Source organism: Halobellus salinus (assembly GCF_014646875.1).
In the GTDB taxonomy this organism is placed as follows: Archaea; Halobacteriota; Halobacteria; order Halobacteriales; family Haloferacaceae; genus Haloquadratum; species Haloquadratum salinum.
Genome location: NZ_BMOC01000010.1, coordinates 93616 through 109851 on the forward strand (window position 1 = coordinate 93616; position 16236 = coordinate 109851).

Sequence of the window (16236 nt, forward strand, 5' to 3'; positions counted from 1 at the left end):
CGAGGCGAATGCCACGGGGCTTGACCCCGAGGCGGTTCACCCTGGATATGTTCCCGTTTTTCAGGCTCGGTCGCGGCGGCAACTCCGAACCGCATCCGGGATCTGTCGAGTATCGGGAACCCCGAGCCGGCCGGTGGCGCGAACCGTCAGTGTGAAGCGTCCCGAACGTGGTGTGAGTGGTAGATGACGACCCCCTCGTTCGTGATTGGGATCGCCGGCGGCACCGGCGCGGGGAAAACCACCGTCGCGCGGCTGGTCGCCCGGAGCGTGGGCGACGCCGCCACCCGAATCCCGCTGGACAACTACTACGAGGACCTGAGCCACCTCCCGTTCGAGGAGCGCGAGGGCGTCAACTACGACCACCCCTCGGCGTTCGAGTGGGAACTCGTCCGCGAGCAGCTGTCGTCGCTGCTCGACGGCTCCCCGGTCGAGATGCCGACCTACGACTTCGAGGTCCACAACCGGACCGACGAGACAACGCGGGTCGAACCCACGGAGGTCGTCCTCGTCGAGGGGATCTTCGCGCTCTACGACGACGCGGTCCGGGAGCTGTGTGACCTCCGGCTGTACGTCGAGACCGACGCCGATGTCCGGATTCTCCGACGGATCGAACGCGACGTGATCGACCGCGGCCGCGACCTCGAGGGCGTGATCGACCAGTACCTCTCGACGGTCAAACCGATGCACGAGCGGTTCGTCGAACCCACGAAAAAGCACGCGGACCTCATCGTCCCGGAGGGCGCAAACAGCGTCGCGGTGGGCCTTCTTGAAGAGCGGGTCCGCGCGGCGGTCACGGGCACCGCCAGCGGGGGGTCGAACCGCGAACCGATCGAGGAGTCACTCGGGGACCGAATCGCGACCGACTCCGAGGGATGAACGGGCTCGAGCTGTCGGAAACGGACTGCCCCGGGACCGCGACGTCTCTCGAGGTCGGCGAGGTGACCCTCCACGCGGTCGTCGCCGGGCCCGACGACGGCGAGCCGGTGGTGCTCCTCCACGGCTTCCCCGAGTGTTGGTACGCGTGGCACGACCTCCTGGGGCCGCTTACCGCGGCGGGGTACCGGGTGATCGCCCCCGACCAGCGCGGGTACAACCGGAGCGACAAGCCCCGCCCCGTGTCGGCGTACCGCCCCGACGCGCTCGCGCGCGACATCTCGGGCCTCCTCGACGCTGTCGGTGCCGCCGACGCCCACGTCGTCGGCCACGACTGGGGTGCCCTCGTCGCGTGGTGGCTCGCGCTCCACGACCCCGACCGGGTGCGGACGCTCTCGGCGCTCAACGTCCCGCACCCCACGGCGTTCCGGCGCGCACTCGTTTCGGACCCCCGACAGCTCCTCCGGAGTTGGTACGCGCTTTTCTTCCAGCTTCCGTGGCTCCCTGAGGCGGCCGCCCGGTTCGACAACTGGCGCATCGCGGTCGAGTCGATGGCGGACACCAGCCGCCCGGGCGCGTTCGACACAGTCGATTTCGACAGGTACCGCCGAGCGTGGAACGTCGCAGGCGCCTACCGGTCGATGGTGCACTGGTACCGCGCGGTCGTCCGGGAGAACGCCCGGCCCCGTCGTGACCGGGTCGACCCCCCGACTCTGGTGCTGTGGGGCGCTGAAGACGCGTTCCTCCGGCGGTCACTGGCGGCGAAAAGCTCGGCGTACTGCGACCGGGGTCGGCTGGTGCTCTGGGAGGACGCCACCCACTGGCTCCACCACGAACACCCAGGACGGGTTGTCGACCAGCTCACGCGGCAGTTCGAGATCGCGGACGAGCCGTGACCGCACCGGCTCCGACAGACGCACCCGGCCGGGCGAACGCCATCTTCAAACCCGCACGGACGGACGGGAAGGTATGCCGAACCTCGGTAAGGCCGACCGGACGTTCCTCGCCGACCGTGTCCTCCCGAACCTGGGCGCCGACCGCGACGACGTATCGATCGGCCCGGCTCACGGTGTCGACTTCGGCCTGCTCGACATCGGGGGGACGGCCGTCGCGATCGCCGCCGACCCGGTCTCGATTCTCCCGACGCTCGGCTTCGAGCGCGCCGGCCGGTTCGCGGTGGATTTCGTGCTCGCAGACGTCGCCGTCTCGGGGCTCGCGCCGTCACATCTCGCGATCGCGTTCACGCTCCCCCCGGAGATGGACGACGAGTCGTTCTCGCGGGTGTGGGGCGCAATCGACGACGAGGCCAGGGAACTCGGAGTCTCGATCGTCACCGGCCACACCGCCCGGTACGCGGGGTGTTCGTTCCCGTGGGTCGGCGGCGCGACCGCGATCGCGGTCGGAGACCACGGGGAAGTGATCCGGCCCGACGGCGCGCGCGTCGGCGACGAGATCCTCGTGACGAACGGCCCCGCAGTCGAGACCACGGGACTGCTCTCGACGCTGTTCCCGGACGCGATCGGACTCGACGACCCGACGCTGTCGACCGCGCAGGCCCGTCTCGACGAGGCGGCGTGCGTCCGGGACGCGATGACGGTGAGCGCGGCGGGGAACGGCGGCGTCCACGCGATGCACGACGCCACGGAGTGTGGGCTCTACGGCGCGTTCGCGGAAGTCGCCGGGAGCGCTGGCGTCCGCCTCGAGGTCTCCACCGAGGGGGTCCCGATCCGCCCGGGGGTCCGCGAGACCTGCGACGCGGTGGGGATCGACCCTTGGACGGCGGGCACGGGCGGGACGCTCGTGATCGCGGTCGACCCCGAACACACCGCCGCCGTCCGCGACGCGCTCGATGCCGAAGACACCGCTGTCGGCGTCGCGGGGACCGTCGAGCGGGGGTCAGGCGTCGTTGTCGACGGCGAAGCGGTCACACACCCCGAGACCGACCCAACGTGGGCGGCCTACGAGGAGTTGGCGGCCGCGAGCGACCGAGGGTCCGACCCCGACGCGGCCTGACCGACCGGGCCGGGGGGAGTCAGGGCGCGTTGATGTCGATCGAGTGTGCCGTCACCGTGACTCGGTTCCCGTCCCGGTTGGTGAACTCGAAGCGCGACCCGAACTCGCCTTCGGGGTACTCTCGGAGGTGGTCCTGGAGGAACCGGATCGCGACCTGCTCGCCGAGCCGGATGCCGCGCTCGCCGTCGGACCGGAAGTGAACGCCGCCGAACATCCGGGCGTGGGCGATGTTCGAGGCGAGTTTGTCGAGTTCCGAACCCACGGTCTGGTCGGCCACCGCGGGGTCGAAGTGGTCGCCGCGGTCGACGAACACGTGCGACGTCGGATCGTCCGGATCGATGGCCACCGGCCGCATCCCGACCCCGTCGGTCGCGATCCGTGTATCGTCGTCGAACAGCGCTTTGAGGACCGTCACGCCCGCCCCTGCCATCGTCGCGTGGCCCGACGGGTAGGCGGGGTGCGTCGGCGAGCCCTCGGGGTACATCTGCCCGAGTAACATCGTTTCGGCGTCGGACGCCGCGTCGACGAACCCCTGTTCGGCCTGCCGGCGGTTGTGCTCTTTGACCACGTCGAGCACGTCCTGTACGGGGTCGGACTCGACTGCGTCGTGGAGGACCGCGTCACCGAGCGGGGTTTGCGCCCGGCGCTGTTCGAGGTCCACGAGCCCGCCCACTGCCTCGGGGCGCAGCCGTCGGAACGACCGCCACTTCTGCGCCCAGGCGGCTTTGAACGCCTCGTACGCCACCGCACCGACGATCGCGAACGGGTCGACCGGGCCGAACGTGACGCCGTCGGCCTCGTTGGGTGAGCCGCCGACGTACGGGGAGGTCGACGCCCGCGGGAAGTCCCAGAACAGCAGCACCGTCGCCGCCCGGTAGTACTCCTGGTACGGCCCGTCGGTGTGAACGTGGGTGCCCATGTCCCGACCGATGTAGGGGTAGCGCCCCGCGTCGGCGACAAAGTCGTCCTCGACGAACTCCTCGGGGATCGCCCCGTTCCGGATCGCGACGTAGTCGTCGACGGTGACGCCGAACTCCCGCCGGTTGGCGATCGGGACGTGCCGCTCCAACGCGATCGCGTCCAGATCGAGGTCCGTCACGCCGGTGAGCCCGGCGACGTACGGGGCACACCCCGACGGGAACAGTGGATACAGCCGCTGGAGGAGGAACTGCGAGTGGTACTGTCCCGTGGTGTCGTCCGGACCGTCCGGATCCGCCACCCGCGAGTAGCCCCTGAACAGCGTCCCCGGCGTCACGCCGCCGGTGTCGGCGGTGGGGATCTGAAGCGTCTCCGCGACCTCGACCGGGGTGTCGTAGCGGTCCTCGGAGTCGGCCACCACCGCCAAAACGTCGTTCAGGCGGTCGGCCGCCCACCGCGTGATCGACCCGTGGCTGTCGATGGCGTCGAACGCGTCGGCGTCGTCGGTGTGCTCGCCGGTACCGTACTCACGGAACGCGACGTCCCGACAGGCGGCGAAGAGGTACGCTTCCACCTGTTCGACCACCAGTTCGGCGGAGTCGACCCCCCACGGCGCCAGCATCTCGCCGTCGCCGTGTGCGTCGCCGACCACCGACGGGTGTGCGCCCTTCATCGACCCCGCGTTCGACGACCGGGGGCTGATCCACTTCCGGTCGCTGTCGGGTCGCTCGACCGCGTCCAACTTGCTCCCGTCGTTGTGGGTGATCCCGTTGACCAGTGTCTCGTACTGCTCGACGCCGTCCGGGGTCAAAAGCCCCGTGTCGGGGTCGTGTTCGAGCAGTTTCGTGAACGACCCCACGGCCCGCTCCCTGTGGCTCCGCCGCCGTTCGTCGGGTGAGGTCCACTCCGCTGAGGTCTCGGTCTGTGCTTCGGCGCGGCTCTTTCGCACGTCCTCGAACTCCGAGGGGACGCTCGTATCGGGGTCGTTCGATCCCATAGTTGGAACCTCCGAGTGTGATATGTGTTATCAACAACGGATAAGTGTTGTCTAGGTTACTAGAAATGAGGCGCACGGGACCGGTTGGGCCGGTGGTCGAACCGGTCAGACAGCGGGCGCGTGTTCCGGGGGGAGGCGGTGGGGGATCCGGACGGTGCAGAGGGGTGGGGGATCCGGACGGTGCAGAGGGGTGGGGGATCCGGACGGTGCAGAGGGGTGGGGGATCCGGACGGTGCAGAGGGGTGGGGGATCCGGACGGTGCAGAGGGGTGGGGGATCCGGGGTGTACTACTCGAGCGCGTGGGCGTGGTCGTAGTCCTCGGTCCGGGCTTCCGGGCGCACACCGTCGAGTTCGATCCGCCACCCGTTGAGCGCGGTCGGGTCCGAGAGCGCTGCGTCGAGGGTCCGCCGGACGTCCGCGACATCGACGCCGTAGTAGTCGTCGGGAACGCCGCGGAGGTACTGCAGCGCGGTCCGGAACAGCGACCGCATACCGCCGTCGTCCTCGAAGTCGACGTGTTTGTACGCGCCCGCCGCGACCTGGACCATCCCGTGGAGAAACGCGCTCTCGGTGGTTCCGCGCCCGTAGTTGTACCACTCGTCCTCGAAACAGTCGTGGGATTCGTGGTACGCCGCCGAGTTGTACAGCCGGACGCCGTGGACGGTCGCCCGCCGGAGCGTGCCGTGTTCCCACCCGTTCGACGACGCCCTGGTGGGGTCCCACCCGGCGGGCTCCCCGGCGGTCGGCGGCCCCACGGTGTCGTCACGAGTGTGGTCGGTCATGGCTGGCGGTTCGGACCCACAACTAAAGAGACTTCACCCCTCGGCGCCTGAGTGCCGGTAATGCGAATCTACGAGCTCGGGGACGGCACCCCCGAGGTGTCGGTCGTCGGTGCGATCCACGGGGACGAACCCTGCGGCGAGCGGGCGGTCGAGCGGTTCGTCGGCGAGGATCCGGCGGTCGAGCGGCCGGTCAAACTGATTGTGGCGAACGAAGAGGCCCTCAACGCCGGCGTCCGGTACCTCGATGAGGACCTCAACCGCGCGTTTCCCGGCGACCCCGAGGCCGAGGCCCACGAGCGGCGGCTGGCCCACGACCTGGCGCGGGAGATCCGAGAGACGACGGTGCTGTCGTTACACTCCACGCAGTCGTACGCCGAGCCGTTCGCCTTAGTCGACGAGGTTGGCGCCGTGGCGCGGTCGATCTGTCCGCACCTCCCCACCGAGTATCTCGTCGAGACCGGGCGGTTCTCCGCGGGGCGGCTGATCGAACACGCCCACACCGTCGAAGTCGAGTGCGGGCTCCAGGGCACGGCGGAGGCGGCGACAAACGCCTACTGGATCCTCCGGGCGTTCCTGTCGGCGACTGGGGTGCTGCCCGCGCCGGTTTCGGGCGACGACGACCCGCCACTGTCGCTCCGCCGGCGCGACGCCGACGAGGTGGTCGTGTTCGAGCTGCTGGACCGGATCCCCAAAGGTCCCGCCGACAAGTACCGGGTGTTCGTCGACAACTTCCAGCGGGTCGCGCCGGGCGACCGGGTGGCCGCCGCCGACGGCGACACCGTCAGTGCCGACACCGAGTTCTATCCGGTGTTGCTCTCGGCGGACGGCTACGACGAGGTGTTCGGGTACGCCGCAGATCGGGTCGGGACGCTGGCGTAGCCGGGGGACTGCCGGTGTAGTCGGGGGAAGCCATTGGCGTCGGTGGCTTGGCGTCCCGAAGCGACGCTACTCCTCGGGCGGCGCCAACTCGACGAGTGTCAGGTCGCGGTCGAGAGAACAGAACTCGTGCGGGGGGTCGCCGTGGACGTCGTCGATCCGGTATTCGGTGTCGAACTCCGCGCCGTCGGGGACGCAGTACTCGTGGCTCGGACACTCGGTGTGGGGGCACCCCCCCGGAAGCTGGACTTTGCTCCCGGCGTAGGCGCCCTTCGAGGCGACGTTGACCGTCATCGACGTAGGCTCGACCTCGACGGCGCGGACCCCGGTGTCGTGGACGGCGCAATCGAGGAGTTGGCCGTTTTCCCTGACCGACGTCACCTCGTAGCGGACGCCCTCAGTGAGGTTGAGACACTGCTGCCGGTAGGGGCAGCCCTCACACGCCGGCGACTCACCCTCGTAGACGAACTCCGCCCCGGGCGTCGCGAGTCTGTCGCCGATGAGCGTGACGTTAGACATGTGTTCGCACCTATTCGATCCGTGCGGATAACAGTACTGTCGGGCGGGCGGCGGTCCCGGCTGGAACCGCTGTCCGTCCGGCCCGTGACCGACGTCGGTCCACCGGCGGACGCGTTCGGCGCCGCGGGCGTACTATTAGGTGTCCGTTGGCCGATGTGTACGGTATGGACGAAGAGACCATCCACGGTTCCGAACGGGAGCGAACCCGACGCGGCATCGCGTCGTACTTCCGTCGGTTGGCGGCGGCGCTAGGGCGGGGAGACCGCGTCGCAGTCGACGAAGACCGGACCGTCACAGTCGATCCACCCACCGACACCGACTTCCAGGTCGACGTCGAGCGCGAGCGCGACACCGTCAGCGTCGGAATCGGGATGACGTGGGAGAGAGAGAACGGCGACGTCGAGGCCGACGTCGTCGCCAGCAAGGCCACTTTCGAGGTCTACGAGGACAGCGCCGAACAGTGGCGGTGGCGGCTCCGCCACGTCAACGGCAACATCATCGCCGACAGCAGCGAGGGGTACGCCTCCAAGCAGAAGGCCACACAAGGGTTAGAGAGCGTCCGCACCAACGCTCCCGGCGCGTACATCGAGGACCACTCGACGGACGATCCCGAACCCGACGCCACCGAGGGCGGCAGCAGTGCGACCTTCGAGATCTTCGAGGACACCGGCGGGAAGTGGCGGTGGCGGCTCCGCCACGACAACGGCAACATCATCGCCGACGGCGGTCAAGGCTACGCCTCCAAGCAGAAGGCCACACAGGGGCTCCGCAGCGTTCGGCAGAACTGCCCGGGCGCACCGGTCGAAGGCGTCGAGCACTGACAGGGCGCCAGTGGGATCCATTCAGACACGAGTCACAGGTCGGCCCACGCGCCGCGGAACCGCTGGAGCGCGGTGAGGTGCCCCACAACCGCGAAGGAGACCAGCAGCCACCCGACGACGTCGAGCCCGGCGAAGCGGGCCGGTACCGCGGGGATCGCGCGGGTGCCGGCAGCGACGAGCCCGCCGACCCCGATGAGCGCGAGGCGGTCGGCGCGGCCCACCAACCCGCCATACTCCCGGCCTAGCCCGACCGCCTGGATCTGCGTCCCGAGGTAGGAGGTCATGAGCACTCCCGTGACCGCTGCAAGCCCCAGCGCGTAGGCGTCGATCCCGGCCGCCAGCCCCACGAGCATCGCGATGTCGGCGTAGCGGTCGAGAACGTGGTCGAGCAGGTCCCCGCCGTCGTTGGCGACATCCTGTGCTCTGGCGAGCGCGCCGTCGACGAGGTCCAACCACCCGTTGGCCAGCACGAACATCGCGCCGAGGACGTACCAGCGCGGGGAGGCAATCGCGAACACGACTCCCGCAGCGACCGCAAACCCGAACGCGATCACGCTCACGCCGTCGGGCGTCAACCCCAACCGCTCCGCGGCGGCGACGAACGGTCCCAACAGCCGGTCAGCGAGGTCGCGGTACTGGTCTAAGGTCACAGGTACTCGATGAAGTCGACAACGCCGACGCGGGGGTCGGTCTCCCCTCGGATCGCGGCCGCGACGTCGTCTGCGACCGCCTCGGGCGCGCGGTCAGTGGTGTCGATCTCCCACACCGACTCCCGGCCGTGGCGGTCGACCGCCGCCGCAAGGATCTGGTCGAGCGCCTCACTCTCCGCATTTTCAGCCACTGAGGCCTCCGATTCGCCGCGGTCGCGGAGCCGGGGTTTCAACGACTCGGGGTGACACCTGAGGACGACCACCCGATCGGCGTCGAGCAGGTGCGCGAGGTGCGATTCCACGAGGAGGTTAACCCCGCCTCCGCCGTGGTCGTCGCCGTTGTGGCCGCTCTGGGTGTCGGAAGCACGGTAGTCATTGAGCCACGCCTCGACAGCGCCGAGGTCCGCGACCAGGGAGTCGCGCTCGATATCGCGCTCGGAGAACAGCCCCGCATCCCGGATCGCGTCGTTGAGGTGGACCACCTCAACCCCGAGCCGGCCGGCGGCGAGGTCCGAGACCGTGGTCTTTCCGGTGCCGGGCGTTCCGGCGAGCGCGACAGTCGTCACGGCCCCGACGCCTCCGCCCGGGTTTCGGCGACGACCTCGTTGAGGATCTCGACGGCGTCTTTCGTCTCCTCTCGTGTGCCGCACGAAACGCGGACACACTCCGGGAGCCCGAAACTCGCGGTGTCGCGGACGATCACACCGCGGCGCCGGCACGCCGCCGCGACCGCGGCCCCGTCACCGACCTCACACAGCACGAAGTTCCCGCCCGAGGGCCAGGTGGGGGCGTTGAGCTCCTCGCGGTAGTACTCCCGTGCCCACCGCGCGGTGTCGACCGACAGTTCGAGGTGGTCGTCGTCGTCGAGCGCCGCGAGGGCGGCCCGACACGCCACCTCGTTGGCGGCAAACGGCGTGTTCACCTTGGCGTAGGCGTCGGCCCACGCCACGGGGACCGCGGCGTAACCGACCCGGAGTCCGGCCAGGCCGTAGGATTTCGAGAACGTCCGCACCACCGCAAGGTTGTCGTACTCCTCAAGGAGTTCGACCGCCGATGGGGCCTTCGCGTACTCGCCGTAGGCCTCGTCGACGACGACGAGGGTGTGGTCGTCGACGCGTTCTGCGAGTTCCCGGAGTTCGTCGCGGGAGACCGTCGACCCCGTGGGGTTGTGCGGGGTGGTCACGTGGACGATCCGCTCGCCGTCGTACGCCGCGAGGATGCCCGCGGCGGTCTGTTCGAAGTCCGCGGACTTCTCGAGGGGGTAGGTCGTCACCTCGCCGTGGTGGTACCGTGTCGACATCGAGTAGTACGCGAAGCCGGGGTCGGGGACCAACACGGCGTCACCGGGGTCGAGGAACGCCCGCGAGAGGTAGTCGATTCCGCCGTCGGCACCGGGACTGACCCACACCTGTTCGGCGCCGAGGCCCCACTTCTCGGCGATCCGGTCGGTGAGGTCGGTGTGGGAGGCTTTCGGGTAGACGTTCACCGTCGGCGCGGCGGCCTCAATTGCCTCAACGGCGGCGGGACTGGGCCCGTGGGGGTTCTCGTTCGAGGAGAGTTTGATGAGGTCCTCGGGGTCGACCCCGAGGTCGCGGGCCACCTCCTCGGCGCCCCGGCCGGGTACGTACGCCTCGTGTTCGGAGAGGTCCCTCGGTTGCATACGCGTATCCAGTCGCCCGCGGGACTTGAAGGGTCCGTCTCTTACCGTGTAGGTGGGGGAGCAACCGTGCTCGACTGCTGTGTCGTGACGGATGCGACGGTGACCACCGGAGCCACGTTCCGTTCCCACCCGACATCGGAGCGCGGTTACGCCCGATTGCTCGTGGAACGTCGTTCCACGCTGTTGACGCCCGCTGTATGCGGGGAGGAAGGCCCCATTGACATGGCTGTACGCGCTGCAACGCACGTCCTTGGTCACAACTGGACGGCTACCGCTGACGTTCCACGCGAAAGCGTACTTGAGACCCGAGGAAACGCGCAACCTGAATATCCCCTTCGGGGAATCCTCGCGCTTTAGCGCGGGGAGGATGTCAAAACGATTCCGCCATCGATTCGCCGACCCGGAGCGCGAGTGCGGCGATGGTGAGCGTGGGGTTCATGGCGCCGCCGGTGGGGAACGTCGACGACCCGACGATCCGGAGGTTCCGGAGGTCGTGGGCGCGGCAGTCGGCGTCAACCACGCTGGTGTCGGGAGCCGCGCCCATCCGCGTGGTTCCCATCTGGTGGGACGCCGGGCCGGTGGCGTCGGGGCCGACGGTCCACGCGATGTCGGCGCCGAGTTCCTCCAGAATCGCGCGTTGAATCTGGTTGGCCCGCCGGATCGCATCGCGCGTCCGCTCCGACAGCGACCACTCGACGTGCGGGACCGGGTTGCCGTGGTCGTCGCGGACCGACGGGTCCAGCGTGATCCGGTTGTCGGCGTCGGGGAGCTGTTCGACAAGCCCCCCAACTGCGACGTGGGTGCCGTAAGAGGCGTCGAGTTGCGCCAGGAGGTCATCGCCCCACGTCTCCGCGCCGAGCGCCTCCATCACGGGCGAGGGACCGGCGTAGTTGAGGAACTCCAGCTTCATCCCCTCGACGGGGTCGTCACCGTCGTAGAACTGGTGGGTCTCGCTGGTGTTGAACCCGACGTGGTTCTGCCGGGTGGGTTCGTCGAGTCGACCGCCCACGCCCGCGAACAGGTGGTCTGTGAAGAACCGACCGACCGCGCCCGAGGAGTTCGCCAACCCGCCAGGGTACTGCCCGGACGCCGAGAGCAAGAGGAGGCGAGCGTTCTCGACGCCGCCGGCCGCCAGAACGAATCGGCCGGCTTCCTGCCGGTGCTCGGTCCCGTCGGGCGTCGCGTACACCGCGGCCTCGATCCAGTCGCCGACGCTGTCGTGTTCGAGCCGCTGGACGGCGGCGCGGTCGACGACCCGGGCGCCCGCCTCGGCCGCCTTCGCGACGTGGGACTCGGCGGTGTACTTTGCGCCCGAGGGACAGACCGGCTTGCACGTCCCGTACCCCTGACACGACGCGCGGCCGTCGTGGGGTTCGGAGTTGCGCGCGTTCGGGACCGAATGCATATCGATCCCGAGGCGCTCACACGCCGGCGCGAACAGCGAATCCGAGTGCGAGGGCGGAAACGCCGGGAGGGGAAACGGCTCCGCCCGCGGTGGCGCGTAGGGGTTGTCCGCGGCGCCTGCGACGCCCAAAGCGCGCTCGGCGGCGGCGTAGTACGGCTGGAGGTCCGCGTAGTCGATGGGCCAGTCAGTCCCGACGCCGTGTCTCGACTCCAACTCGAAATCCCGCTCGTGGAGCCGCATCACCATCCCCTGCCAGTGGAGCGTCGTCCCGCCGACACCTTTCACGCGGGCGGCGTTCAACGGATATCCCCGCCCGGCGTCGGTGTAGGCGTCCCGGGGGCCACCCATCTCCCACGGGTCGTCCATCCCCGGCCGGATGTGCTGTTCCTGCTGGCGACGGCGGTCGGCGGGGTCGAAGCGTGGGCCGGCCTCCAGCACGACCACGTCCGCACCCGCCTCGGCGAGTCGGTGCGCCACCAGCGCGCCCGCCGGCCCGGAGCCGACGACACAGACGTCCGCGCGCGACGAAGCGGTTCGGTCGACGCCGTCGCCGACACCGCCGTCGTCGAGGTCAGCGCTCATTGGCTCCCCCGGACCCCTCGCGCCCGGATGGCATCGACCCCTGTTGGTAGCTCTCGATCCCGCCGGGGTGGCCGGTCGGGTTCTCGATGCCGACCAACCGGCCCCCCGCCGGCGACGAATAAAACGCAAAGAGCAGGTCGTTCACGACGTAGAACCGGATCCGGTCGGAAATCGGTCCCTCGGGGTCGGGGTCGGCGGTTTCGACCCCCAACTCCCGGAGGAGCCGATCCCGGGTGTCGGCGTCGAGGTCGGCGTACGGCGTGTCGTGCCAGTCGCGGGCGACGGCGTCGAGTTGGGCGGCGGCCTCACGAAGCCCCGCGCGGTACGTCGGGCGCTCGGCGACGCGGCCGACAACGTAGGACTCGACGAACGACCGACGGTTTTCGACGCCGTCAGGGTAGACGACTTCCGCGGCCGCGTCAAGGAGGTCAAGCACGCCCGTCGACAGCGACACCTCTGTGCCGGCGCCACCGTCCGAGTCGTGGCTAACCCTGTCGGCTCTCGGCGGGTCGAACCGGCCGGCGAGCACGCCCCCGCCGACCGTCACGCCGACGGCAGCAAGCGCCGCCACCGCGTCGCGCCGTGTCAGTTCCACACCGACAGATTAGGGTGGCCTAAACTTATGGATTTTCTTTCGGCGCTCGGGCGACGGACCGCGAGCGGACCGCTCACTCCCGACTTCACCCGGCAACGTGTGTGGTCTGTGAGAACGAGACGAGGTTTCAAGACGGTCGCCGGCGTACGCGCAAGCGGAGGTTGCTTCCACGATGAATATTACTGATATTGCCACTCCTGACTTCGTCGCCGTCGATGCGGGCAAACGCCTGGGTAAGATCCGCGCCATTTTCGAGCGCGAAAACCCCCGGGGGATTGTCGTGACCGAAGACGGCGACTACACCGGGGTCATCGGAGAGAAACAGCTGGTCCGCTCCCGCATGGAGGACGACACCAAAGCCTCCGTTGTCATGAAATCTGCGCCCCGGATCGACCGCCACGAGGACGTCCGGGAGGCCGCCCGGATGCTCGTGGAGGGCGACGTGAAAGTCGCGCCCGTCTTCGAGGGAGAGCAGCTTTACGGCGTCGTCAGCACCGACGACATCCTCCACGCGGTCCTCGACAACCTCGACGCCATCACGGTCGGGGACATCCTGACGACCGACGTGGTCAGCGTCGGCGAGCAGGCCCACGTGGGGCAGGTCATCAACAAACTCCGCGAGCACGGTGTTTCCCGGCTCCCGGTCGTTGACGAGGACACCGGGTCGCTCATCGGCATCGTGACCACCCACGACCTCGTCGAGTTCGTGGTCCGGGACGACAGCCGTCAGGGCCGCGGCGACCGTCGCGGCGACCTCGACCGGATGTTAGATCTGCCCGTCTACGACCTCATGAGCGATCCGGTGGTCACCGCGACTCCGGCTGAGACCGTCGACGCCGTCGTCGAGCGGATGTTCGACAACGACGTCTCCGGGCTTGTGGTGACGCCTGAGGCGTCCGACCAGCGGGTCCACGGGATTGTCACCAAAACCGATGTGCTCCGGGCGCTCACCTTCACCGAGGAGGAGCACATGGACGTCCAGATCACGAACGTCCGCCTCCTGGAGACGCTCACCCGCGAGGAGGTCGTGGAGTCGATCACCGCGGTGGTCGACAAGTACCAGAAGATGCAGGTGCTCCACGCCCACGTCCGCTTCCACGAGCACAAAGAGAAGCTCCGCGGGACGCCCCTCATGCGGTGTCAGATCCGGCTCCGAACGAACCGGGGACAGGTCGGCGGCAGTGGCGAGGGGTACGGCGCGGAACACGCGTTCCACGTCGCACTCGACAAGCTCGAACGCAACGTCCTCGAAGTCAAGGGCGTCAACGCCGACGAGAAACAGCGCGGCCAGCTCCTCCGGAAGCTCGGCGAGCTGTAGGCGCGCCACCGACCCGCCGTTTCGATTCCCTACCGCTCGACGCTCGTCACCCCGTCGCCGGTGATCTCGAACGTCGCGGTGTCGCCAGCGGGTTTCGCCCGATGTTTCTCGAGCGTGGCCCGGCGGTTCCCGCCGCGGAACCGGTCCAAGCGGAGCACCGCACCCGTCCAGTGGTTGAGCGTGTGGCCGCCGAGCGCGGTCGCACGGTCGGTGTCTGGGTCGGTGAACACCTGGTTCGTGATCACCACCGCGAGGTCGTGTTTCCGCGCGAGCGAGAGGAGGTGCGTCACCTGTTTGGCGACCCGGCGGAGGGAGTCGCCGGCGTCGGCGTCACCGGTGCGTTCCAGCCGGTAGAATCCGGTGGCGCTATCGAGGACGATCAGCTCCGCGCGCTCGGCGAACTCCGCGGCGTCGCGGACCGCCTCCTCTTGAGCCGCGAAGTCGTGGGCCTCGGAGACGATCAGCCGCGAGGTCACGTCCTCGATCGAGTGACTGTCACCGGCGACAGCGGCTGCGAGCTGCCGGAACCGGTCGGGCGACAGCCCCTCGGTATCGATGTAGACCGCGGTCCCGGCGCCAGCGGCGACGTTGACCGCGGCGGAGAGCGCGACGTTTGTTTTCCCGGCCGCGGGCGGCCCGTAGAGTTGGGTCACGGTCCCGCGTTCGAACCCGCCCCCCAGCAGGTCGTCGATCGACTGACACCCCGTGGTGAGTGCGTCGGACACGCCGTGGTTTCCGGCGGCTCCGGCGAAAAACCCCCCGGTCCGCGGGCGGAACCTACCGTTCTGGTCTCCGAGCGCGGGGGACTCCGAGGGCTTATTCGCACCGGTCCCGGCAGTTCCACCCCCAACGGAACGGTACCCCGAGCGCGCCCCGGATGTTATCATGGATTACGGAGAATCGAGGAAAAAGCCCCGTGGTTTAGCGCTGTCTCTTACCCACAAACCGAGTTGTTGCCGAGGTCGATTACTTCGGGCAAAATATCGATATCTGCGGGCGTTATACCGTTATGGACCGATTTTGGCGATCTTGGTTACCCGTGTTCAGTAACCCCCGACTGCCGAGATCACCGCCCGACTCACTCCTTACCTCGATCTTCTGAGTGTAGATTGGGGTCGACAGCGTCTGAAACGTCTGTTTGGAACTTGGTGGACTTATGCGTAAGAGACAGTGCTTTAGCGCGGGGAGGATGTCAAGGGACCACGCTCCGCGTGATCTGAGATCGGCCCCGCGTCGGGTCGCGGTTGCCCGGCACGTCGGCGCAGGGATGGGATGTGCCGGCTGTTCGCTGTCGTATCCGGTTCCGAGCTCACCGCCCGCCGATACGGACGGAGCTTTTTGCTCCGAGACCGGAACAGAAACACAGTGATCGTCGTCGCGACCGAGGACTTCGAGGTGTACCACGACGTGGTTGCGGAGCTGCGGGACCGCGGCGTCGCGTTCACCACCCGGGAGCCGGGCGCGGCCCTCCCCGACGGGACCCGGATCGTGATCCACGCCGCCGACGAGGGCAGTCCGCTCCCGGTCGGCGTGGCGGCGGTGGTCGCAGCGGCGGGGGAAGGCCGCCGGGCGGTCGAGGAGGCGGTCTCGGTTCTCCGGGGCGAAGAGGGCCGGACCATTGTCGGCATCGACCCCGGTCCCCGGCCCGGGATCGCGGTGCTCGCCGGCGGGACCGTTCTCGCGGCGTTTCAGGTCCCGTTGTCGGAGGTGGCGGCCGTCGTCCGGCGCGAGACCGACGACGCCCCCGACCCCTTGATCCGGGTCGGTGACGGCGCGCGGCTCCGGAGCGCACAGCTTGTCAACGACCTCAACGACTGCACGGTGGAAGTCGTCGACGAAACTGGGACGACCCCGTACCTCGGAACCGGTGTGCGCGGGATGGGCGACGTGCTCGCGGCGGTCAACATCGCGCGACGCTCCGGAGAGGTCACCGACTCCCGGGACGTCGACCCCACACCCGGAGAACTGCAGCGGATCAAAGACCGGTCACGGGAGGCATCCGAGGACGACCGGAGTATCGACGAGGGGCTGGCTCGACGGGTCGCCGCGGGCGAACTCACCGTCGGGGAGGCGCTCGCGGCTCACCGAGAGGGCAACGACGGGGGCGCCGGTGGCGCCGACACCGACCGCGTTGAATGACATCCTCCCCGGCGTGAACACCGGGGTTTCCTCACGCTGGGGGTATCGCTTACCCGCCCACGGAGCCAACTTGCGGGTTCGTATGCTC

The 16236-nt window shown here is 68.9% G+C and carries 16 protein-coding genes; 7 read left to right on the top strand and 9 right to left on the bottom strand.

What is annotated here, in order from left to right:
• Positions 1 to 183 precede the first annotated feature (183 nt).
• The 3 genes from udk (at position 184) to IEX72_RS09210 (ending at position 2886) form a co-directional block, all read left to right on the top strand.
• Positions 184 to 876 carry a uridine kinase gene (gene udk / locus IEX72_RS09200; protein WP_188787086.1) on the top strand — a complete coding sequence of 231 codons (693 nt, stop codon included), beginning with the start codon at positions 184 to 186 and terminating at the stop codon, positions 874 to 876.
• Complete coding sequence (locus IEX72_RS09205; protein ID WP_188787087.1) at positions 873 to 1769, top strand: alpha/beta fold hydrolase; 897 nt, start codon at positions 873 to 875, stop codon at positions 1767 to 1769. Before udk ends, IEX72_RS09205 begins: the two co-directional genes overlap by 4 nt.
• A 73-nt stretch (positions 1770 to 1842) precedes the next feature.
• Positions 1843 to 2886 (top strand): AIR synthase family protein, encoded by a 1044-nt coding sequence (locus IEX72_RS09210; RefSeq protein WP_188787088.1) that lies wholly within the window; start codon positions 1843 to 1845, stop codon positions 2884 to 2886.
• Positions 2887 to 2905: 19 nt separating this feature from the next.
• On the opposite strand, the gene IEX72_RS09215 is transcribed toward IEX72_RS09210, so the two are convergent.
• Complete coding sequence (locus IEX72_RS09215; RefSeq protein WP_188787089.1) at positions 2906 to 4801, bottom strand: vanadium-dependent haloperoxidase; 1896 nt, start codon at positions 4799 to 4801, stop codon at positions 2906 to 2908.
• A 287-nt stretch (positions 4802 to 5088) separates the two neighbouring features.
• Positions 5089 to 5583: a DUF309 domain-containing protein gene (locus IEX72_RS09220; protein ID WP_188787090.1), complete on the bottom strand. Its 495-nt coding sequence runs from the start codon at positions 5581 to 5583 to the stop codon at positions 5089 to 5091.
• A 60-nt stretch (positions 5584 to 5643) separates the two neighbouring features.
• On the opposite strand from IEX72_RS09220, the gene IEX72_RS09225 reads away from it, so the two are divergent.
• Positions 5644 to 6462 (top strand): M14 family metallopeptidase, encoded by an 819-nt coding sequence (locus IEX72_RS09225; RefSeq protein WP_188787091.1) that lies wholly within the window; start codon positions 5644 to 5646, stop codon positions 6460 to 6462.
• A 66-nt stretch (positions 6463 to 6528) separates the two neighbouring features.
• Here IEX72_RS09225 and IEX72_RS09230 read toward each other — a convergent pair whose 3' ends face one another.
• The gene (locus IEX72_RS09230) at positions 6529 to 6978 is read right to left on the bottom strand and encodes a UPF0179 family protein (RefSeq protein WP_188787092.1); all 450 of its coding nucleotides are present in this window, start codon (positions 6976 to 6978) and stop codon (positions 6529 to 6531) included.
• A 164-nt stretch (positions 6979 to 7142) separates the two neighbouring features.
• Here IEX72_RS09230 and IEX72_RS09235 point away from each other — a divergent pair, with 164 nt between their 5' ends.
• Positions 7143 to 7799: an HVO_2922 family protein gene (locus IEX72_RS09235; protein ID WP_188787093.1), complete on the top strand. Its 657-nt coding sequence runs from the start codon at positions 7143 to 7145 to the stop codon at positions 7797 to 7799.
• 32 nt (positions 7800 to 7831) lie between these two features.
• On the opposite strand, the gene IEX72_RS09240 is transcribed toward IEX72_RS09235, so the two are convergent.
• The 5 genes from IEX72_RS09240 to IEX72_RS09260 all read right to left on the bottom strand — a co-directional run bounded on the left by IEX72_RS09240 (position 7832) and on the right by IEX72_RS09260 (position 12691).
• Positions 7832 to 8449, bottom strand: a complete 618-nt coding sequence (locus tag IEX72_RS09240; protein WP_188787094.1) for a CDP-alcohol phosphatidyltransferase family protein — start codon at positions 8447 to 8449, stop codon at positions 7832 to 7834.
• A complete protein-coding gene (locus IEX72_RS09245) occupies positions 8446 to 9015 on the bottom strand; it encodes an adenylate kinase family protein (protein WP_188787095.1) in 570 nt (189 codons plus the stop codon). The genes IEX72_RS09240 and IEX72_RS09245 overlap by 4 nt, the downstream gene beginning before the upstream one ends.
• Complete coding sequence (gene hisC, locus IEX72_RS09250; protein WP_188787096.1) at positions 9012 to 10109, bottom strand: histidinol-phosphate transaminase; 1098 nt, start codon at positions 10107 to 10109, stop codon at positions 9012 to 9014. The genes IEX72_RS09245 and hisC overlap by 4 nt, the downstream gene beginning before the upstream one ends.
• A gap of 370 nt (positions 10110 to 10479) precedes the next feature.
• Positions 10480 to 12096 carry a GMC family oxidoreductase gene (locus IEX72_RS09255; protein ID WP_188787097.1) on the bottom strand — a complete coding sequence of 539 codons (1617 nt, stop codon included), beginning with the start codon at positions 12094 to 12096 and terminating at the stop codon, positions 10480 to 10482.
• The gene (locus IEX72_RS09260) at positions 12086 to 12691 is read right to left on the bottom strand and encodes a gluconate 2-dehydrogenase subunit 3 family protein (protein ID WP_188787098.1); all 606 of its coding nucleotides are present in this window, start codon (positions 12689 to 12691) and stop codon (positions 12086 to 12088) included. Before IEX72_RS09260 ends, IEX72_RS09255 begins: the two co-directional genes overlap by 11 nt.
• Positions 12692 to 12863: 172 nt before the next feature.
• On the opposite strand from IEX72_RS09260, the gene IEX72_RS09265 reads away from it, so the two are divergent.
• Positions 12864 to 14009 carry a CBS domain-containing protein gene (locus tag IEX72_RS09265; RefSeq protein WP_188787099.1) on the top strand — a complete coding sequence of 382 codons (1146 nt, stop codon included), beginning with the start codon at positions 12864 to 12866 and terminating at the stop codon, positions 14007 to 14009.
• Positions 14010 to 14038: 29 nt separating this feature from the next.
• On the opposite strand, the gene radB is transcribed toward IEX72_RS09265, so the two are convergent.
• Entirely contained in the window at positions 14039 to 14734 is a 696-nt protein-coding gene (gene radB, locus IEX72_RS09270) for a DNA repair and recombination protein RadB (RefSeq protein ID WP_188787100.1), read from the bottom strand.
• 640 nt (positions 14735 to 15374) lie between these two features.
• On the opposite strand from radB, the gene IEX72_RS09275 reads away from it, so the two are divergent.
• Entirely contained in the window at positions 15375 to 16148 is a 774-nt protein-coding gene (locus IEX72_RS09275; protein WP_188787101.1) for a hypothetical protein, read from the top strand.
• Positions 16149 to 16236 lie beyond the last annotated feature (88 nt).